The sequence below is a fragment of the Dolomitihabitans soli genome (genome assembly GCF_022213955.1).
Classification (GTDB): Bacteria; Actinomycetota; Actinomycetes; order Streptosporangiales; family Streptosporangiaceae; genus Streptosporangium_A; species Streptosporangium_A soli.
In genome coordinates this window covers 95,996-115,209 of sequence record NZ_JAKNTW010000039.1, presented here as the reverse complement: position 1 = coordinate 115,209, position 19,214 = coordinate 95,996, and the positions used below count along the sequence as shown (strand labels likewise).

22 protein-coding genes are annotated in these 19,214 nt (G+C 67.0%); 14 read left to right on the top strand and 8 right to left on the bottom strand.

What is annotated here, in order from left to right:
• Positions 1-205 precede the first annotated feature (205 nt).
• Entirely contained in the window at positions 206-613 is a 408-nt protein-coding gene (locus MBA17_RS43870; protein WP_238504105.1) for an ACT domain-containing protein, read from the top strand.
• Between the two features lie 334 nt (positions 614-947).
• On the opposite strand, the gene MBA17_RS43865 is transcribed toward MBA17_RS43870, so the two are convergent.
• On the bottom strand, positions 948-1,514 hold the full coding sequence (locus MBA17_RS43865; RefSeq protein ID WP_238504103.1) for a hypothetical protein: 567 nt from the start codon (positions 1,512-1,514) through the stop codon (positions 948-950).
• Between the two features lie 30 nt (positions 1,515-1,544).
• On the opposite strand from MBA17_RS43865, the gene MBA17_RS43860 reads away from it, so the two are divergent.
• Genes MBA17_RS43860 through MBA17_RS43850 form a run of 3 tightly spaced genes read left to right on the top strand, consistent with a single transcriptional unit; the run spans position 1,545 to position 2,754 of the window.
• A complete protein-coding gene (locus tag MBA17_RS43860) occupies positions 1,545-1,691 on the top strand; it encodes a hypothetical protein (RefSeq protein WP_238504101.1) in 147 nt (48 codons plus the stop codon).
• A gap of 40 nt (positions 1,692-1,731) precedes the next feature.
• Positions 1,732-2,442, top strand: a complete 711-nt coding sequence (locus tag MBA17_RS43855) for a toxin glutamine deamidase domain-containing protein (protein ID WP_238504099.1) — start codon at positions 1,732-1,734, stop codon at positions 2,440-2,442.
• Positions 2,443-2,454: 12 nt separating this feature from the next.
• Entirely contained in the window at positions 2,455-2,754 is a 300-nt protein-coding gene (locus MBA17_RS43850) for a YrhB domain-containing protein (protein ID WP_238504097.1), read from the top strand.
• Positions 2,755-2,760: 6 nt separating this feature from the next.
• On the opposite strand, the gene MBA17_RS43845 is transcribed toward MBA17_RS43850, so the two are convergent.
• Genes MBA17_RS43845 through MBA17_RS43835 form a run of 3 tightly spaced genes read right to left on the bottom strand, consistent with a single transcriptional unit; the run spans position 2,761 to position 4,438 of the window.
• Positions 2,761-3,249 carry a hypothetical protein gene (locus MBA17_RS43845; protein ID WP_238504093.1) on the bottom strand — a complete coding sequence of 163 codons (489 nt, stop codon included), beginning with the start codon at positions 3,247-3,249 and terminating at the stop codon, positions 2,761-2,763.
• Between the two features lie 11 nt (positions 3,250-3,260).
• Entirely contained in the window at positions 3,261-3,572 is a 312-nt protein-coding gene (locus tag MBA17_RS43840) for a hypothetical protein (RefSeq protein WP_238504091.1), read from the bottom strand.
• A gap of 26 nt (positions 3,573-3,598) precedes the next feature.
• Complete coding sequence (locus tag MBA17_RS43835) at positions 3,599-4,438, bottom strand: hypothetical protein (RefSeq protein ID WP_238504089.1); 840 nt, start codon at positions 4,436-4,438, stop codon at positions 3,599-3,601.
• A gap of 954 nt (positions 4,439-5,392) precedes the next feature.
• On the opposite strand from MBA17_RS43835, the gene MBA17_RS43830 reads away from it, so the two are divergent.
• The 8 genes from MBA17_RS43830 (at position 5,393) to MBA17_RS43795 (ending at position 14,531) form a co-directional block, all read left to right on the top strand.
• The gene (locus MBA17_RS43830) at positions 5,393-5,581 is read left to right on the top strand and encodes a hypothetical protein (RefSeq protein ID WP_238504087.1); all 189 of its coding nucleotides are present in this window, start codon (positions 5,393-5,395) and stop codon (positions 5,579-5,581) included.
• Between the two features lie 36 nt (positions 5,582-5,617).
• Positions 5,618-6,745: a hypothetical protein gene (locus MBA17_RS43825; RefSeq protein WP_238504065.1), complete on the top strand. Its 1,128-nt coding sequence runs from the start codon at positions 5,618-5,620 to the stop codon at positions 6,743-6,745.
• 2 nt (positions 6,746-6,747) lie between these two features.
• Positions 6,748-9,210 carry a lantibiotic dehydratase gene (locus MBA17_RS43820; RefSeq protein WP_238504063.1) on the top strand — a complete coding sequence of 821 codons (2,463 nt, stop codon included), beginning with the start codon at positions 6,748-6,750 and terminating at the stop codon, positions 9,208-9,210.
• Entirely contained in the window at positions 9,207-10,106 is a 900-nt protein-coding gene (locus tag MBA17_RS43815; RefSeq protein ID WP_238504050.1) for a thiopeptide-type bacteriocin biosynthesis protein, read from the top strand. Before MBA17_RS43820 ends, MBA17_RS43815 begins: the two co-directional genes overlap by 4 nt.
• Positions 10,063-11,412, top strand: a complete 1,350-nt coding sequence (locus MBA17_RS43810) for a YcaO-like family protein (RefSeq protein ID WP_238504036.1) — start codon at positions 10,063-10,065, stop codon at positions 11,410-11,412. The genes MBA17_RS43815 and MBA17_RS43810 overlap by 44 nt, the downstream gene beginning before the upstream one ends.
• Positions 11,413-11,429: 17 nt before the next feature.
• On the top strand, positions 11,430-12,092 hold the full coding sequence (locus tag MBA17_RS43805; protein WP_238504034.1) for a hypothetical protein: 663 nt from the start codon (positions 11,430-11,432) through the stop codon (positions 12,090-12,092).
• The gene (locus MBA17_RS43800) at positions 12,089-13,798 is read left to right on the top strand and encodes a nitroreductase family protein (protein ID WP_238504032.1); all 1,710 of its coding nucleotides are present in this window, start codon (positions 12,089-12,091) and stop codon (positions 13,796-13,798) included. Before MBA17_RS43805 ends, MBA17_RS43800 begins: the two co-directional genes overlap by 4 nt.
• 139 nt (positions 13,799-13,937) lie before the next feature.
• The gene (locus MBA17_RS43795; RefSeq protein ID WP_238504020.1) at positions 13,938-14,531 is read left to right on the top strand and encodes a hypothetical protein; all 594 of its coding nucleotides are present in this window, start codon (positions 13,938-13,940) and stop codon (positions 14,529-14,531) included.
• Between the two features lie 58 nt (positions 14,532-14,589).
• Here the strand turns inward: MBA17_RS43795 and MBA17_RS43790 are convergent, their stop codons facing one another.
• From MBA17_RS43790 to MBA17_RS43780, 3 genes are all read right to left on the bottom strand, one after another.
• The gene (locus MBA17_RS43790) at positions 14,590-14,901 is read right to left on the bottom strand and encodes a winged helix-turn-helix domain-containing protein (protein ID WP_238504018.1); all 312 of its coding nucleotides are present in this window, start codon (positions 14,899-14,901) and stop codon (positions 14,590-14,592) included.
• Positions 14,902-15,353: 452 nt separating this feature from the next.
• On the bottom strand, positions 15,354-15,629 hold the full coding sequence (locus MBA17_RS43785; protein ID WP_238504016.1) for a hypothetical protein: 276 nt from the start codon (positions 15,627-15,629) through the stop codon (positions 15,354-15,356).
• Positions 15,630-16,138: 509 nt separating this feature from the next.
• Entirely contained in the window at positions 16,139-16,900 is a 762-nt protein-coding gene (locus MBA17_RS43780; RefSeq protein ID WP_238504014.1) for a TioE family transcriptional regulator, read from the bottom strand.
• 122 nt (positions 16,901-17,022) lie between these two features.
• Between MBA17_RS43780 and MBA17_RS43775 the strand changes: the two genes are divergently transcribed.
• Both MBA17_RS43775 and MBA17_RS43770 read left to right on the top strand, forming a co-directional pair.
• A complete protein-coding gene (locus MBA17_RS43775) occupies positions 17,023-18,321 on the top strand; it encodes an erythromycin esterase family protein (RefSeq protein WP_238504012.1) in 1,299 nt (432 codons plus the stop codon).
• A 99-nt stretch (positions 18,322-18,420) separates the two neighbouring features.
• Positions 18,421-18,753 (top strand): YnfA family protein, encoded by a 333-nt coding sequence (locus MBA17_RS43770; RefSeq protein WP_238504010.1) that lies wholly within the window; start codon positions 18,421-18,423, stop codon positions 18,751-18,753.
• Between the two features lie 45 nt (positions 18,754-18,798).
• Here MBA17_RS43770 and MBA17_RS43765 read toward each other — a convergent pair whose 3' ends face one another.
• Entirely contained in the window at positions 18,799-19,185 is a 387-nt protein-coding gene (locus tag MBA17_RS43765; RefSeq protein ID WP_238504008.1) for a RidA family protein, read from the bottom strand.
• Between the last annotated feature and the right edge of the window lie 29 nt (positions 19,186-19,214).

The window sequence follows — 19,214 nt, the reverse complement described above, 5'->3', positions numbered from 1 at the left end:
TTCGCGCCCAGCGTTCCAGGGTGGCCCGCTCATCGGCAGAAAGCGTCACCGGAGTCTTTGGTCGTCCCGTCCGCGCCATAAATTCCACTCTAGACTTAGCCGACGAATTTTAGACGCAGGACACTAGTGCTGTGACCGGAAACGTTCGCCGGGTGCCGCCGGCCGAACGAGTGGGGGTCGCAGGATCTCTGGTAGACACGCGTCCATGACCTCGCCTACGGCTCAATACCTGCGCATCGTTTCCCCCGTGTTCGCCGTTGAGCAGCTGCCGCATGCGGCGTCACCCGGGGACGACTGGGTCGTGCTCGTCCGCGGGCCCGAAGGGCTGACCGTTGTCCGTGCGGCCCGGCCATTGGACACCGGGGAAGGGTGGATCGGTTTCTACAGTGGCGCCACCGCCCATGACCTGGACGTTCCTGGCATGCTGGCGGCGATCGTTACGCCGCTGGCAGAGGTGGCGATACCGGTGTTCGTCGCCTCCACCTTCCACGCCGACCTGGTTCTGGTTCCCCAGCAGAGAAAGCAGCAAGCCATCATCGCCCTGGAGGAAGCGGGACACCACGTGGAAAGTAGGGACGGCGAGGGCGGTGAACCTTTCTGGTCACAGCACTAGACGCCTCGGCACTGACAGGTGGCAGACGTCCAGGCCTCATCGGCGAGCGCCGGGCATGCGGCCTGGGGGCCGGCCCGCGGGTAGGACTCCGGGCCGTAACCGCACGCACTCCGCGTCGCACCGATGCCATTCGCCGACCCCTGATCGCGCCCGCCGCCGGGCCGAGCAGGCGCTGATCAGCGTGGTGGCGACCAGCTACCGAAGGGGAATCAGGGGGACTCTTGGTGGGGTCTCGCACGCTTCTGACCTGCATCGCAGCAGTGCAGGGAGGTGCACGCCGCAATCCAAACTGGTGGTGCGCATTCCAGCCGAGTGGACACTGTCCCACCGAGGATCAGCACCTTGGCGGATCCCCGCCGACTGTGTGGAGTGCATCGATGTACCCGCCACCAACGTCAAACCGTGTGATGTCCGTTGTCTTGTTTGTGAAGCATGTGAGTGCCCAATCCGCCGCTGGGCCGATCTCCTGGAGACGCAATCGCTTCTTTCGGGTGATCCCGCGAGCGTGACCGATGTAGCAGACATGCGGGTCGATCTTCTCGATGTAGACAGAGATAAGAGGAAACGCCTTGGTCAGCGTCTCAATCAAGCCTTTGGTGGAGTCAAGGGCGATGTCCGGCAGAGGCTGGAAGTGCTCCCCGCGCAAGGTGAGGACACGATGGGTCATGGTCGAGCCTTTCCAGCCCGAGCGCGTCGCGTGCTCGATGTCGCGGAGCCGTATAGCCGTATAGCCGTCGAGGTGGAGTTCGCCGGAGATGGTGTGCAGCAGCACCCACTTGCGACCGATGCCGACCACGTAGGCATCGAGCCGATCCGCACCGTCGATCTCACGGCTGATTCTCACGGGCTTGCCGGAACGTCTTGCCCTCTTCAGGTCCTTGAGAATCGTCTCCTTAGCCATAGTTCCGAATCATCCCATTTCGTGCATTTGATGTTCATCTGGGTTTCGGGCAGTCGGTGGGCTGGGCCGCCCTTCCCGTCGCCCCGGGACAAGGTCAACGCCATCCTGAATGTGCTGCCCGACGCCGCGTGGGAAGCGGTGCTGGTGCGCTTCCTGTCGGTGGTCTGCGACCGCTAAGGCCGCCATGAGGTGCCGGTAATCGTGCTATACATCCCGAATGGCAAAGTTCGGTGGGGCAGCGTTGGGGCTCTTCCGCAAGGCGGCGCCCTGGTTCAGGAGAAAGGCGCATCGCGGGGGCCCGCGGGGCGGCGGTCGCCAGCTGCTGGCCGGGGTCGACGACCAGGCCGCCCGCTACGCCGCCCGGCGACGGGGCGAGATCCCGCTGGTCGGCATACGTCCCCAGCGCGTCCATCTGCTGGAGGGCGGCAACACGCCGATGACGGCGGCCCAGCAGACCGCCATGCGGGCCGCCCACCAGGAGATCAGCCGGCTCCTGAGAGATGCGGGCGGACGACCCCTCAGCCGGTACGAAACCAGAGTCGCCATGCGGCACGTGAATCCCACCGGCTCCACCCGCAACTGCAGCGAGATCGCCATGGCGGTCGACGACATCCTGGCAGGTCGCGCCGCCGTCGCCGGGGCCCGCGCCAGGGGCGTGCCGATCCCCGTGGCCCGCGGCGTCTACGGCCGGCAGGCCATCGAGGTGCGGACGGGTCTGAGCTCCCTGGACGAGGTGGAGCAACTGATCGCGAACAACCCCGGCGCCCGCGGTCTCATCGTGGCGCACGGCGGCCAGGGCGCGGGGCATGTATACAACATCGGGAACGTGGGTGGCACGATGTCGTACCTGGACGGACAGCTGAGGCTCATGGCCAACGCGAATCCCCACGGGCGGTTCCCCCGGTTCGATTTCTACCGGACGGCGTGACGGAGGACAGTGGTGATAACCAGGGCAGAGGCCGAGCGGATCGTCCGCGACTACGTCGCCAGGGAGTTCCCTCCCGAGGAAGGCGAGGAGGAGTTCGCGGTCAACGACGAGGCCACGATCGAGCGGCCGTACGGCTGGCTGTTCGTCTACACCACCGTTTCCTACCTGCGCACCCGTGACCCGGAGGACGGTGTGCTGGGCGCCGGCCCCCTCCTCGTCCTGCGGGAGGACGGCCGGGTCATCGAATTCCCCTCCTACCACTCGCGCGAATCGGCGCTGGAGGAGTACGAGAAGGGGCTCGCGGGAGGCTGAGGCGGCTCATTCGCCCATGACGCCGTTCATAGCGATGGTGATGCACAGGTCGAGCAGCCTGCCAGCGATCTCCATGAGGATGGGGATCTGCAGCGTCGACGCCCCCAACGTCGCCGGCCCCGCCGCCATCGCCTGGAAGAGCTGGATGGCTAGCTGGATCAACTGGATGATGAAGTTCACCTTGAGTACCAGGACGATCGCAGCGGACACCATCAGCCCGAGACCGACGATGTCCGCTCCTGTCAGGCCGTCGAGCAGGTTCTTGTGCGGTGAGTCCTCGGCATCCCACGCGTCACGGGCGGCGGTGATGCTCTTGCCCTCCTGCGCCGACCAGGTTCCGGCGGCGTGCGCGTCGGCGCCACCTGCCAGCCCTCCCAGGACGCCGCTCACGCCGAGCCAGGCCAAGCCCATCTTGAGAAGCTTCTCCTCGTCGCTCATCGGCCATTGGCGACCGGCCATGTTCATCACTTTGCCGAGCCCGGCGGGTAGCTGCATCCCCACGGCGACTACCCGAGCTTCTCTCGAACGTTGTCGACCTCGACCCCGGCCGCTTCCTCGCTCCGCTTCTGGTTGACGCCCATCGCCTGCAGATCACCGGCGTACGTCCCCAGTTCACCGGTGTTGTCGCCGTAGGACTCGAAAGCCATCTGATGGATGGCCCCGTAGATCGTCGCGATGAGGGCGCCCAGGTCGTCAGCGCCGAACGCATCGCCGTCCCCGGCAAGCTCCTGGTCGAAGGCTGCCAGGTACTCCTGCAACTCTTTCGCCGACGCCCCCACGCCCGTGGCGGCCCGATCCGTGTGCGTGGGCTTGTACAAGATTCCTTCGGAGTCCACCGAGCACCTCACTCCGGTCCCTGGACGCTGGTCATGATGTCGCGCAGTGCCCGGGTGGCGGCGTGCATCTGGGCGATGCTCGCGCCCTGCGTCTCCCGCGCCCGGCGGGCCAGTTCCGCCGGGTCCACGCCGGCCGCGCCCTGGCGGCGTCTGGCGCGCGGCAGTTCCTCGAAAGCCGCGTTCATCGCCTCGCGCAGGTGCTCGGCCAGCTCATGCGAGCCCGCCGCCATCGCCTTGGGGCCGATCAGCACCGACTCCACCCGGCCATCCGTCACCGCCACCCGCACCTGCCCTCGGGCGGCCTCTCCCTCTCCGCGCACGGGCTCCGCCACGCCGTCCACGCCGGCCAGCGCGTCGTCGAGGTTGCGCCGCGTCATGTCGATGAGGTCTTCCAAGCCCCGCGGATAGGAGTCCCCGGCGACGGAGGTCCGCTCGCGGATTCTGGCCATCCCCGAGGCGATCGACTGGGAGATGACATCCATCCGGTACAGGGCCTCGTCCCGGATCTGGTGCAGCGTCCTGGACAACTCGGCCAGATCGGGCACGTCGGCGGAGGAGCGGCCGAGGAGATCGGCGATGGCCACGTTGGCGGCCTCCCGTACCAGCTCGGCGAGCCTGTCCGGGGGGAGTCGCAGCAGGCGGGGGTCGAGGGTTATGAGCTCGACGACCCCAGGGCGGACGACCACGCGTACCTGTCCGTCCTGGGTCTCACCGTGGACTTCCGGCTCGCCCCGCACGTGTCCGTGGGGCGTTTCCCCCGCCCGCAGCGGCTCCATGAGCGCGAGCGTCTCGTTTATGTGGCGATCGAGCTCTGCGTCGTCGAGTGGCTCCGGCACCGCGCGACTCACCCCCCCAGTTTCAACTCCGATCGAGGCTATCGCAATCGTCACCTTTGCCCGCGGAGACCGTTAGAGGGACCGCCAGTTCCGTACGGCCTTACTTCGGCCCGGAAGCTTCGGATGGATGCGTAGAGCCCCGGGCGTTGGGATCAGCCTAAGATCAGCTCATGCGAAGCAGGTACGGTGAGGCATTGGCGATGCTCGGGTACCTGTTGGGCATGGTCGCCTCGTCCCTATTCATCGAATGGGCACGCGAGAGTGATCGGGAGTTGCTCGGCGAAGTCCTGCTCATGTGCTCTCTGTTGTTCGGGGTCGCATTTCTCTTCGGGCTGGTCCGGCTTTTCTTTCGTGGGTTGCGGTGGGCTGGTCGCTTTCTCGCTCGTCGATGGCGGACCACGGCCTCGCGGACTCCTCCCGCATCGCCGGGCGATTAACGGGCCATCAAGAGCGGTCAACGACGCTCAGGTCTCGAGAAGCTCAGACCGGGGGTCACCGATACTACGTCCGCAACCCGGAGAAGCTGACCCGCATCGAATCCGAAACCCCGCTCACCCTGCGATGAACACCGGTGACGAGCCGGCCCGCAGCCTCGGAGCGACCTGACCTGACGGTGGCGCGAGAGCCGGTGCTCGTCTTACCCGGCCCGAACGGGGCGGGCCGTTGATGACGGTCCCCGTACTGCGGGGCCTGCGGGTTTCAGCCGACGCACGCCGGTCTCGTCGCTCTATGGCCAAGTACGGCAGTCGCTTCCGGCCCGGGATCCACGGCTCGGCGACCTGTGCCGTCAGGATGAAATGGGCTCAATAATCAATTAGTTCCATCGATTAATCTAGTTCCCTAAGGGAAACTGGTTTTTCTTTGCTGCATATGTGATCCACGTCACATCAAATTCAACTTCACTCGATCAATCAGTGCATGCAATAGTCACATTGTCCAAGGAAAGGCAAATCGAAGGGATTCACTATGCAGGATCATGGCCTCGCGCCGGATTTCGCCGCGGATTTCGAGCTCTTCGCTCGTGAGCTGTCCGGTGACGAGATGGAGGCCGGTCGCTCGTTCGGCTCCAGCCTGAGCAGCGCCTTCACCTTCTCCACCGGCACGTGCAGCAGCGCGGGCACCGTCTCCACCGCTGGCTCATCCGTCACCGGCTGAGCTTGAGAGACTAGGAAGAAGGGAGGTCCCAGTCCGATGCCGCGCTCCCATGCCGCATCCGGTTTGGTGGATGACGCGCAGCCGGCCTGGGATCTCCCGGTCGCCTTCGCCCCGTCTGTGGAGATTGTTTCCGAAAACAATCCCGGTGTGCTCCTGTACCGGAAGGACATCGGGCGATATTTTCAGCTCGGCCGCAGCGCGCGGATGTTCGTCCCGCATTTGCAAAAAGGCGTCACCGCCGGCTATCTGGCTCAGAAGTTTGCTTACCTGTTCCAGGTCGAGGAGTCCGTCGCGGCGCGTACGGTCACGAGATTCCTGTCGGAGATCCGCGAGATGGGGCTGCTCGACGTCCCACCCCCGGCGAAAGGCCTGCGTGGCCGGGCTGCCCGGGTTCTGGCGGAGATACCCATGCGGCGGCTCGTGCTGGTGCGTGACTCCTCTCCACCGGCGGTCTCGGGCAGGCCCGCGACGCCCCGGAGCCTGACGCGAATCGCCGCCGCGGCCTTCGTCTGCGTGGTCGCCCTGCTGGCGGTCGGCGTGGCCGTACTGGCGGCGACCCGGCTGCTCGACGTCGGGGCCCTCGGGAGCGCCTCGATCGCGATCCCGCTCGTCCTGCTGCTCCACCTGACGATGCATGAGGCCAGCCACTGGCTGGCCTGCCGCTATTACGGTGTGCCGGTTCCCGAGGCGGGGATCGCCTTCTGGTTCTGGATTCTGCCCAGACCGTATGTCGATCGTTCACACGCCTACCGGCTCAACCGCCGTACACCGCTGGTCGTCATCACCACGTCGGGGATCGTCGTCGACGCGCTGAACGCCGGCATAGCGGGAACGCTGGCCTTCGCCGCAGATGACCCCACGCTCCGCGCGCTCGCCGCGGCGGTCGCGTACACCCTTCTGTTGACCCTCGCGAACGACGTCAACCCTTTGTTGCCGAGTGACGGGTTACACGCGATCGAGGCGGCGACCGGCCATCACTCGTTCCGTCGCAGGGCGATCCAGTACCTGCTCACCCGTGTTCTCCGTCTTCCCTCCTCGCATCACCACGAGCTCGCCAGTCGCCGGCTTCGCCTGCTTTATCTCGGATACGGCCTGCTGGCGCTCGCCTACCTGGCTGTCGTGGCCTTGCTCGTCGCTCGGTTCGTCGCATCGGTGGGGGGATAGGAATGAGATTCCTGGAATCCGCGGCCATCGCGCCCTTCGCCCTCGTGCGCTTCTCCGGATACGCGGCGACAGGGCCCTACATGCTCCGGGCGGGCCGGGCGATGGCCGCGCTAGACGAGATGCGTGAGTGCAGGCTCCAGTTGGAAACGCTCACGGACCCGCTGGCCGACGCGCTGTACGAACTCGTGCCCACCCTGCCCGCCGAGGAGCGCCGTGCCGCGGTAGGCCTCCGAAGGGATGTGCACAACGGCCGCGTCCCGCGAATCTCCGAGGACGCGCGAAATCGGGTGGCGACCCGGCTCGCTCCGGATGCGCGGCAGGCGCTGACGCGGTGGCTGGCGTTCCTGGAGCGGTCCGAGGCGGCCACGACGGCCTACACGGAGATCTTCGAAGCGGAACTCGCCGAGGCCGAGGCCAAGCTGATCGAGCAGGCCGGCACGGATGAGATGATCAAGGCTCTCTCCCTTGTCTCGCCGGAGGTCACGGCCACCGTCCTGCGGGGAGATCCGGCCCGTGCGGGGGCCAAGACGAGGCGGAAACTGGTACGCACGCTCTTCAACTACTTCGTGCGTGCGACGGTCAAGACGAGTCCCCTCGGCTGGTTCAGCCCGGTGGCGGTGTGCTCGATCGGCGGCGAAGGTCCCGGAGGCAGCGCGGAAGGAGGTTCCTACCAGGCGGTCGCGACCCTGCCTCAGGCTCTCTATCTTCGGCTCCTCCAGCGTTTCTGCGCGCACGAGTCCGCCGGCCGCCACCTGCGTTTCCATCCTTCCCGGCGGCTTGACGGCACCCGCATGCTGCGAGCCACGTACTCCCACACGCAGACCAACAGCTTCTTCTGGCGCGAGGATTTGCTGACGGACATGACCGTCCACCGCGAACAGGCACGCGCGGTGCCCCATGGCATGTCCGGTGACCAAGTACTCGCCGCACTTCGCAGGGACGACTCGCGGGCGTCCTGGTCTCGGGTGGCCCGGCTGACCGACTCGGGACTTCTCCGCCTGGAATCGGCCTGGGCTCCGGACGACTACGACGCCCACCACGCGATGACGGCGCTGGCCGAGTCGCCCGGCGTGACGGATGCGATGGGGACGGAAGTGGCCGATGCGATGCGTGACATGCGAGAGGGCATGCTTCAGATGCCCGAAGCCGCGCCCCGGCTGCGCGCGGCTCTCGCCTCGCGCATCACGCGCCAGGCCGTGGAACTCGACGAGGCCACGGCCACCGCCACGGCGCCACGGGTCCCCGACCTGGCCGTGCGGGAAGACGTCGTCAGGGATGACCCCCTGCCCGCGTTGCCGAAGTGGGTCGAGGACGCCCTCTCCGGCTATGGCCGACGGCTGTCGGCCTATCTGAACGTCCTGCCGCAGTACGCGAGCACACTGGAGTTCTGGCGACGACATGTCGCGCCCGTCCATGATTCTCTCTCGCTGCCGGCATTCCTCTCCCTCTACATGACCACGCCCGGCCCTCATCTGCGGCGCAACATCGACGTCCGGCTGTCCGACGCTCCGCTCCTCGACATCGGCCAGGGGCCCTCGATGCTCCGGCCCGCCTTCGCGATCCTGTTCCAGCTCGCCACCCTGGAAGATCAGGAACAGGTGATCGTCCTGAACCAGATCATGGACGGCACCGGAGGCGTGACCGCCCGCTTCCGCAAGCTGCTGGCCCCCCGGCTCCTCGAAGACCCGCTCCAGGCGTGGCTCGACCATCTGGCGCCGGAGGGTTCACGGCCTCTGGAACTCAACGTGGCCTCGGACTGGAATACCGTCCAAGCGCGATGCACGGGCCGTGTCCCCGCGCTCGATATCGGCGGCGGGCTGGTCCCGGCGGGAGAGCCGGTGGTGCTGGACCGGTTGCGGATCCGGCTGGACGAGCGCTCGGGAACCTTGGTCGTGGAGGACGAGCACGGCCCTGTCGTTCCCTTCTACTCCGGTCTCGTTCCCCGCCGCATACTGGACGGCCCCGCCAACGTGCTGTCCACCATCGCCAGCCCGTGGTACTGCACGGCTCCCGAAGTGTCGGGCACCGCCTCGCTGTTGCTCCGTCTTGAGCGGCCCACCGGAGTCGTGCACCGCCCTCGCGAACGCGTCGGCGACGTGGTCACCCGTAGAGCGCACTGGATGGTGAGCGCGGAAGAACTGCTGGCCGAGGTGAAAGCGTCCACCCCGGCCCTGACCTTCGCGGCCTATCGCGACTGGGCACGGGCGCACGGGCTCGCGGATGAGCTCTTCGTGCGCCGCGGAACCACGGAGCCCGACCTGTTCGCCAAGTCCCGCAAGCCGCTCTGGCTGTCCAGCGCCGTGCCCCTCTCGGTCTCGGGCCTGCTGGACTCGCTCTCGGCGAAGGAGATCCTCATCATGGAGGAAGCTCTCCCCCGGCTCGGGGAGAACTCGCCCGTGATCGACGGACATCCGCGCACAACGGAGTACGTCGCCCACATGAGCTGGGACGGGTGCCGATCATGAATTCCTGGCTCTACTGCGCGATCTATCCCGGCGCCTTCGATCGGCTGGACAGCGTGGTCCAGGAGATCGTGGCAGGGGCGCGCGGCCTGATCGAGACCGAAACCGAGCGGGACCGCTGGTTCTTCCTTCGGTATTTCGACGTCGGCGGCCCGCACGTCAGGCTGCGCGTTCAGGGGCCGGCCGGGCTCCTGGACGAGGTCTACACCGACCTCGTCAGCCGCTTTCCCGACTTCCTGCGCAAGGTTCAGACCGAACCGGGTACACCGGTCGTGTCCGTGCCGGGGGCACCGCCCATGGACTACTGGGAAGCCGTCGACGTCCGGCTCTACGAGCCCGAGCTGCGCCGGTACGGTGGCGTCGAAGGTGTCCGGGTGGCCGAGGGCAATTTCATGCTCTCCAGTGAGATCACGTTGCGGGCGGTCGGCGAAGGCCTCGACTATCTCCAGCGTCAGGCCCTCGCGGCGCTGACGATGAAGAACGCCCTCCGGCACTGCCTGCCCGGCGCGGATGAGCTGTTCTGGTCCAAGTACCTCTGGTACTGGACAGGCGGGGACGAACCCTTCGCACCCGCCGGCCGTACGGCTGCGGCCTCGTCGGCCGCCCGCCTGGAGCCCGCCGTCGCCGCCGCCGGGGACACTCTCCCCCCGCACCTCATACAGGACGCAGAAAGGTACGGCGGCGCGATCCGGACGACCGCCTCCGAGGCGATCGCCGGCGGTGTGCCTCTCACCATTTGGCAGTGGGTGTTCCACCTACTGCACCTGCACAACAACCGGCTGGGGATCACGCCGGGTGACGAAGCCGTACTCGCCGCCCTGCTGGGTGGAACACCGAAGGAGGATGCCGATGCGAGTGAGCACCGATCCAATGGCCGGCCCGCCGCCGACCACCGTTGAGGCCGCGCTGCGGCGGCTGGATTCGCTCGTCGACGCCCGGGGCGCCCTGATCAACCTCGTCACTCGCATCCCGATGACCACCGGACGGCAGCGCTTCCCGGTATGTACCGCGGGCATGGGTAATCTCGGGTCGATCCTGCCCGGCACGGTGGACGCGCCCCAGGTCATGTCGTGGGCTGCTCTGGACGGCGCGGGCAGCGGACTTGCCGAGGAGACCGCCAGGCTGACCGCCACGGTCGAGGCGATCGAACGCTACTCCAGCTGCCTGTGGGACTCGGAGCAGTTCCTGTGGGCCAGCGCGCGTTCCCTCGGGGACGAGGCATTGGACCTGAACCGGGTTCCGCGGTGTTCCGAGTCCGAACTGGCCGCCCCAGCCTGCCCGCTCGTGGCTCCCGACCCGGACGCGCCGATGCGCTGGGTTCGCGGTGTGGACCTGGGCAGCGGGGAACCTCGATGGGTGCCGGCTGCCATGGTCTACCTGCACATCCCCGTCGTGAGCCGCGGCGAACGGTTCTGGCTGCCCATCTCGACGGGCACGGCGGCGCACTTCGACTACGACAGCGCCCTGCTGGGCGCCGTGCTCGAGTGTGTCGAGCGGGACAGCATCGCGCTCACCTGGCTGCAGCGGCTGGCGCTACCGAGGATCGAGATCGACGTCTCCGACCCGGCCTTGGACCAGGCGCTGGAGGTCTCCTCCAGGTCCGGCCTGCAAACCCACTTCTTCGACGCGACGACCGACCTGGGCATTCCGACGGTCTACAGCGTGGACATAGATCCCCAGGCGACGAAGGTGCGCACCTACGTGATGTGCGCCACGGAGCTCGATCCCCGGCAGGCCGTGCTCAAGGTGATGCGCGAGTCGTCCTCCGGGCGGCTGGCCATGCAGTACCAGAAGCCGCACGACAAACCGCTGGACGACTTCATCGACGTGTTCGACGGCGCGGTTCACATGGCGGTGGCGGAACGTGAGCACGCGTTCGACTTCCTCCTGGACTCCCCGCACCGGCGTCGGCTCTCCGACATGGTCCCCGTGGTTCCGGATTCCCCAGCCGAGCGCCTGTCATGGGTGGTGGGCAAGCTCCAGGACGCAGGGTGCACGGTCTACGCCGTGGACATCACCTCCGACGAGGCCAGGGCGACGGGTCTGCGTGTGGTGCGGGTCATCGTCCCCGAACTCGTCCCGCTGAGCTTCGCCCATCGTGCGCGGTTCCTGGGCACCCCCAGGCTTTACACGGCCCCCGAGCGCATGGGCCTGCCGGTGCACGCCGAGCCGGACCTCAACCCGTGGCCGCAACCCTTCGCCTGACCAGTCCGGAGAATGAGATGAACACGACACATGTCATCGCCATCGGGCCGTTCGCGGCCGACGTGGCCACGGTGCTCCAGCGGCGGGGGGTGGACGGCGAGCCGACTCTCTTCGCCCAGGGGCACGGCGTGCTGACCAGTCTTCTGCCACGCGCGGACGCCTACGTTCTGGTGACCTCGCGGCATGACTCGAAGCTGGTGGTGACGGTCGGCGAGCTGGTCGGAAAGTGGGGTGCGTCCTTCGTCCCCGTGGTGCATGAGACGCGCTGGCTCAGAGCCGGTCCGCTGGCCCTCCCCGGAGGGACCGGAGCGTGTGCCGAGTGCTTCGAACGCCGGTCCATACAGCATTCGACCGTCGGCAAGCCGCTGTCCGACCTGCACGCCTTCTACGCCAGGGACCCAGCGGGGCCTGGTGGCCACCTGCCCTCCCATGTGCTGACGGCCGCTGGGCTCGCGCAGTGGGGATTGGCCGCGCTGCACAGCGGCGACACCGGGACACACGGTGCCTACCGGGCCGTGAACCTGGCGAAATCCCAGTTCCTGCAGGGGCGGACGGTGGGGGTGCACGGGTGCCCCCGCTGCTATCCCGTCTCGACGTCGATCTCGCGGCGAGACCGCTCGTGGCGCGGTCTCGCCGACCATCTCACCGTTGCGGGCGCCGGATCAAGGAGGGACGCGTGAACACCGAAGGCACCATGGACTCGCGGCATATCGCCGCCGCCATCGCCCGGGACCCACAGCTGTCGCTTCCGGACCACCTCAAGGTCGTGGACGGACTCGTGATCGCGGAGGTGCGCAAGGGCGAACTGCTCGTCGAGGGCATCGCCAAACCCCAGCTCTTCAGCGGCCGGCATGTCGAATTCGTACGGCGGCTGCTTCCCCTCCTGGACGGGCGGCGCTCCGCGGCGGAGATAGCCGAGTCGCTCGGCCTCCCCTCCGCAGACATCGTCAGGACGGCTCTTTCGCTGCTGTACTCCTGTGGCATGTTGGAGTGTGCTCCCACGCCCGAGGAGACGCGCGCGCTGGAGCACACTCCTGTTCCGGCGAACGTGCTGAGCTATCTGAGCAGGAATGTGGATTCCACCCGGAGCAATCCCTCCGGCGTGCACGCGGCCCTGAAGCTGGCGCGGCAGCCGGTCGTGGTCGCGGGTCCCCCCTCCACGCTGCGATCGACGCTGGTACGGGCGCTCGGCGAGTGCGGCGTGACATCGACGCGGGAGGAGGAGGTGCCCCTCGGCCCCGCCCCTCTGCCGTTGGCTCCGATCGCCGTCGTGATCGACGACGGCACGCTGGACCTGGACGGGATGACCGCCTTCGACACCTTCGTGCGGGCGAGCGGCGGACGCTGGTTCCTCGTCTCCGTGACCGGCTCGGGTGCCCTGATCAGCCCGCTCTTCGAGGACGGCTGGTCCGGCTGCCTGCCGTGCTATCGCGCGCAGCGTCCGCTGGAGCGTTCGGACGAGGCCGCGACGATCCTCCCCTGGCAGGAAGACCTGTTGGCAGGAATGCTGAGCAACGAGGTGTGCGGCCTGGCGACAGGGGTGCAGTCGCTCTACGACGAGTCGGCGGTCACCGTCATCGACTTCAGCGCCTGGACGGCCGAGGTCGAGACCTTCGTCCAGCTTCCCGGGTGCGTGTCCTGCCTGCCGGGCACCGAACCGATCGAGAAGGACGACCTGATCGTGGTCGCCTTCGAACAGGAAGTCACCCTGCCACCTCGCCGGTACATCCCGCCCGGCGCGCACCAGGGCCACTACAGCACCTCGAACATCGAACTCCATTTCTTCGACCGCCCGCGTGATTGGCAGCCGATCGACGCCGCCGGCGAGGCCGGCTCGGAGCTGAAGGCTCTGCTGGAGTTCTCCTTCGGTATCCGCGAGATCATCCCCGCGACGACATCGCGGTCGTCCACCCGTCGTCGCTGGGCTCCCACCGGCGGCAACATGGGCTCCCAGACGGCCTACCTGATACCCCTGGAATCCAACCGGGCGGGGCTGGAACCGGTGGTGCACGTATACGACTCGGTGGCCAACCTCCTGCTGCGTAGCCGGATCGCGGTGCCCGCGAAGCACCTTGCCGACGCCGTCCCGGGTGCCGGGACTCAGGCGGACGCCGTGCTGGTCCTGGCCGGTGATTGCTTGAAGCTCGTAGAGAAGTATCAGAGCTTCGGATATCGGATCATCAACCTGGACTCCGGCGTCGCGACCTGGCAACTGGCGTTCCAGGCCGCGCATCTCGGATGGACGGTCACGGCACTCGCGGAGTGGGACGACACCCAGCTGATCGACCTCCTCGACCTCGATGCCCAGCAAACGCCCGTCACCAGTGTGCTCACGCTCCGCCGTACGAGCATCGGTCCCGAACGAGAGAGCGCCGCCCATGACTAGTTGGACTCCCGGTTACCGGCCGATGAAGATCGTGAACGACCTCATCACGCGGTCTCATCACCAGGACAGGACCGGCCGGGCATGGCGGGGGAACCCTCCTGCGGAGAGAGCCCACGCGCATCACCTTCCTCCGGCGAGCGTGCCCACGGTCGACCCGAAGACCGTACTGGCCCTGCGTCAGGCCACCCGCTTCTACCGTCAGGTCGGCATCGACCAGGCGACGATGGCCGGCGTCCTCCAGGCTCCGTCGTCGGCACGGGCGGCTCTCGACACGGCGGCAACGGTTCCGCAGGTCCAGGTCCTGGCCGCCGCCTACCGGGTGGAGGGGCTGCGGCCCGGACTCTACGACGTGGACCCCGCCGGCAGGCAGCTCACCTTCCTTCTTGAGCTTCCCCCAGCCCGCGATTGGCTGCTGCAGGATGAGTTCGCCGACGCGGCCCTCGTAACCGTGGTCACATGCGATCTTCCCCCCATCGCGGCAGCCGGCGCCCATGCCCACAGGCTGGCCATGCATCAGGCAGGGGTGGCCGCGCACAGCATGTGGCTGGCCGCGGGCGGGCGTGGGCTCGCCGGATCCATTTTCGGCGGGCTGGTTCCCTGGGGGATGCCGTTGGCTGATTTCCGACCGGGCGGCGCCCGAAGCCCGCTCTTGGCGTTCGCCTGCGGTTTCCCCATGTCCGACCCGGCGATCAGCCCGTGGGGAACAGCGGGCGGGTGGACGGGAGAGTCCTAGAACCCTGGAACTCCGTGGCCGGCACGCCGAGATCAACCGATTCCGGTTGTCCTTGCCTTCAGGTCGGACCTCGCGAGATCGCCAGCAACGCGGCCGTGTGCCGTTCGAACGCGTCAGACCCCGACGCCGTTATGGAAAGCCAGGTGCGCGGCCGCCTGCCTACGTATCCCTTCTGGACGTGAATGTATCCAGCTGCCTCCAGCGATGTCATGTGCTTCGACAGAACGGCCGAGCTGATGCCGACCGCATCGCGCATCTTGCCGAACTCGACGTTTTTTTGCCTGGACAGAATTGCGATGACCGAGAATCGAATAGGCGGATGAATCACGGCGTCAATTTCCAGGCGAGGATGGGTGACAGAGCCGTTCATCGGAACGGTCCTACTTTCTCCCGAACTGATACGGACAGATTCTTGGGCGCGATTCCCAGACCTGATATCGACTCCTAACGCAGGAATGGGTTGGTCCGCCGCCCGAGGAGTTCACAGAGTCCTGCGGACACGAACGATGCCTCATTGAAGGGATCGCGGCGTGCGCAATCAAGGTATTCGGCCGTCTCGAACAGTTCGGAACAGTCCGGAACGATGTCGCGCGGGCCGGAACCGAGTGATCTCGCCCGTGCCACCCGAACCCGCCGAAGAGAGTCATGCCGTGGTCGAATCCCCGCACCTGGGCAAGGGCCGGGATGTATGAGCTTCGTCAGCCGGATGGCGTGGCGTCGTGAAATGCGGACGGCCATCGCGTGATCCTCCGAGTGCGAAAGCACAGGATCGAAGGAGGTCAGAGCGATGGCCGTGAACGACAGTATGGGCTCGGCCGATGGTTATCGCGGGCAGTAGACCTGGTGATAGATCGTGGACCCGTCCGCTCTCTGCGATGTGTAGAGGTCATAGGCGAGCCCGTACGGCGGTTGGACGACGCGGACGAAGGTCGCGCCGGCCGGAGCCCGCTCCGGGCAGCGCGGCCCTGGCCACGGCAGCCAGGACCCTTCCACCGACCCGATGACCGGTCGAGAGGAATCGACCGGCGTATTCGCATGGGCGGGGCCGGCCACCAGCGCCGACCCGAGGGCGAGCAAAGCGATTACAGCGTATTTCATGACGACCTTCCAAAGTAGGAGTGAAAGTGGATGTCGTGGCGCCTGACCACCTGTTTGCACGGCAGGATTTCTCTCGGCGTCCAGCCGGAATCTGTACAACGGGATCGCTCGGTCCAATCGTCGTTCTGATCGGCTGACATTGATCACCCCGTGCGATCAATCACGACATCGGTAGATCATCCTGATATGTCGACACATTAGCTCATTCAGTCAGTGGTCGCCACAGGAAATGAATCCATAATCGGCTAATTTATCGATTAGCCTTTCTCGGTAATCGCTGGTTGCGGTTCGTGATCGCTTCACACGATCGGTGGCAGCCCGTCGGAGACTCAGGCTTTCCGGCCTACGGTTATCGTGCGTCTGTGACGCTGATGCCGACTTCGAACTGTCCGTAGCGGGTTCGCCCGCCCCCGGACGGCAGGCAGTCGCGGCTCGCAGGCGATGGCGCAGTTGAGACTTCGCAGGCCGAGAACTGACCTGCGGGAAGCGGTTGCGGGGGTCTTCTGTGCTCAGGCCGGGCCCGGCGATGGTGCGGCGGTGCTGTCCGCCGTACTCCGGAGGCTTTCCGCCGTACTCCGCAGGTAGGTGTGAAGTTCGGCGGCGCCTGCCAGCATTGAGCGGCCGCGCAGGGTGAGCCGGCCGTGCCAGTCGTTCAGAGTGGCTTCGAGGGGTGCCACGCCGCCGGCTGCGCGTACCTGGGCGAGGAGCGGGGCGATCTGGTTCAGCAGGTATCCGCCGCGCCTGAGTTGGTGAGCCAGGTGGGCGTCCCGAACGTCGGTGGCCGCGTAGACGCGATAACCGGTCCTGGGGTCTCGTTGCGGGTGGATCAAGCCGGCCTGCTCCCATTTGCGCAGGGTCGCGGGCCGGATTCCCAGCTGCCGGGCAAGCGGCCCGACAAAGGTGGCTCCGGGGTGGGGCGGGGCGGGCAGTCCAGGCGGCGCCAGGTCACGGAGTGCTTTCTCGACGGCCGCGAGCGTTGTCCGGTCGTTGAGGAGTTGCGCATGGCTCTCATCGATCAGCGTGAGGGCGTCCTCGACCGCGCCCTGGTTCACGGCCCGCATGATCGCCGTCGCGGTCTGGTGGCCGAATGCCGGTATCAGGGCGGCGAAGACGCGAAGCGCCAGGGCGTGCAGGGGGGTGTAGACCCGGTACCCGTGCGGTGTGCGGTCTGCTCGCGGGAGAATGCCCGCTTCTTCATAGTTTCGTACGGCCTGCGTGGACAAGCCGTGTTCACGTGCCAGGTCGACCGGCCGTAGTCGCTCACGGCGCACACTGCCCCCTGTGGTTGAGATCAGCCGCGGTTGGACGCCCTCAGAACGAGAAAAGTTTCAACTGAAGGTTCAACGATACGGTAGAAGGTATCGCCAGCGCATCGAGAGAGACGGGATCCGCCATGACCACTCGCGCTTCAGTGCAAGCCGCCGGTTGGGCCCTCGCCGATGTCGGTGTCGCCGGCGGTGTCGAAGTCGCGTTCGCCGAGTTTCTCCAGTCGCTCCCGACGAGGCCCCGCCTCCTCGGCCTCGGGGAGCCGACGCATGGGGAGGAGGCGTTTCCACGGCTGCGCAACCAGCTGTTCCAGCATCTCGTCGAGCACGAGGGCTACCGGTCGATCGCGATCGAGAGCGACTGCGTGGCCGGTCTGATGGTCGACGAGTTCGTCGCGGAGGGTGCGGGGTCGCTCGATGACGTGATGCGGCAGGGCTTCAGCCCTGGATTCGGCCAGTCGGCGGCGGCCCGCGAGCTCGTCCTTTGGATGAGGGAGTACAACCGGGACACCCCCGCCGCGGACCGGCTCCGGTTCTTCGGGTTCGACGCACCGATCGAGATGACCGGCGCCGACAGTCCCAGGAGAGTGCTCACCGCGCTCCACGGCTACCTCGCGGCCCGGCTGGACGCCGATCTGATCCCCTGCACCGCTCACGTCATCGATCGTCTGATCGGCGACGATGCGCGTTGGACCACCCCTGAGGCGGTCATGGACCCTTCCCGGTCGGTGGGATCGTCCGCCGACGTCGCGAAGCTGCGCCTGATCGCGGACGACCTTCTGACCCTGCTCATGTCGGAGTCCCCACGCCTGATCTCCGCGACGTCGCAGGACGACTGGTGGCGGGCGTGTCTTCACGGGCGTACCGCCCTGGGGCTGCTTCGGTACCACGTCTCGATGGCCGACACGTCCGAGATGCGCCTCCTGCGGCTCATGAGCCTGCGGGACGCGATGATGGCCGAGAATCTCAACGCCATTGTGGACGGACAGGCACGGCGCGGTCCGACCCTGGTCTTCGCCCACAACCGGCACCTTCAGAAGGCCAGGAGCCAATGGCGACTACCGCCGGGCTGGGGGTCCTTGCAGGGCCGGGTGCTGGAGTGGTGGAGCGCCGGGGCGATCGTCAACACCCGGCTGGGCGACCAGTACGCGTTCGTGGCCTCGGCCCTCGGAGCCGCGCGGCACCAGGGACTCGACACGCCGCAGGCCGACACCCTTGAGGGAATCCTGTCCACGCTCCCGGCGAACCGCTACGTCATCAACTCGGAACGCCTGGCCGCAGCTCTCGACGACATGGGAACCGAACCGGCCCTGCGAACCGACGATGCCACCGACTACGGGTACTTTCCGCTGGATCCCGATCAGCTGGGGGAGACCGATGGAGTCGCCTTCCTCAAGGACATCACTCCGGGCACGCCCACCCGTTGACCACCGGTCGTCGCGGAGCGGCCGAGGCTGCCACGATCACCAGGGCAGGCATCAGGGCACGCATCAGGGCACGCCCGTCCGGCTCGTAGAGTCGTCGTCGTGACTGTCGCTCGTTCGCTGCTGCTGTTCGTGTTGGCCGCGCTCGCCGAGATCGGGGGCGCCTGGCTGGTGTGGCAGGGCGTGCGGGAGCAGCGGGGGGTCCTGTGGATCGGTGCGGGATTCGTCGCCCTGGGGCTGTACGGGCTGGTGGCGACGTTGCAGCCGAATGCCGACTTCGGCCGGATCCTGGCGGCCTACGGAGGCGTGTTCGTCGCGGGCTCGCTGGGCTGGGGCATGCTGGTGGACGGATTCCGGCCGGATCGGTGGGACGTCGTCGGAGCGGGCGTCTGCCTGCTCGGCGTGCTCGTCATCATGTACGCCCCACGTGGGTAGCGGTTTGAGCCGATTCCGAGGACCTGGTCTCCGGGAAGGCGCGCGTCATCCGGCTGCGATGGCCTCGATCTCCAGCAGCCAGCGGTCGTCGAAGATGTCGGTGATGATCACTGTGAGCGCGGGCCGGTGGTCACCCAGGATCTCGCGGCGCACGTCTCCGTTGATGGCGGCGTATCTGCGATCGGACAGGAAGGTCGTAACCTTGACCAGGTCGTTCACGCTGAGGCCGGCCGAGGTCAGAGCGGCCGTGAGGTTGTGCCAGACGAGCCGGCACTGGTCCTCGAAGTCCTCCGGCACCTCTCCGGAGCGTGATTCCGGGATCTGACCGCTCACGAAGAGCAGGTGGGAAGCTCCTTTGACCGACATGGCCTGGGTGTAGCCGCCCATGGCCACGGGAGAGTCGGCGGGATCGACATGAGCGAAGTAAGGCATGGATGATCTCTATCACGACGGGCGGGCTG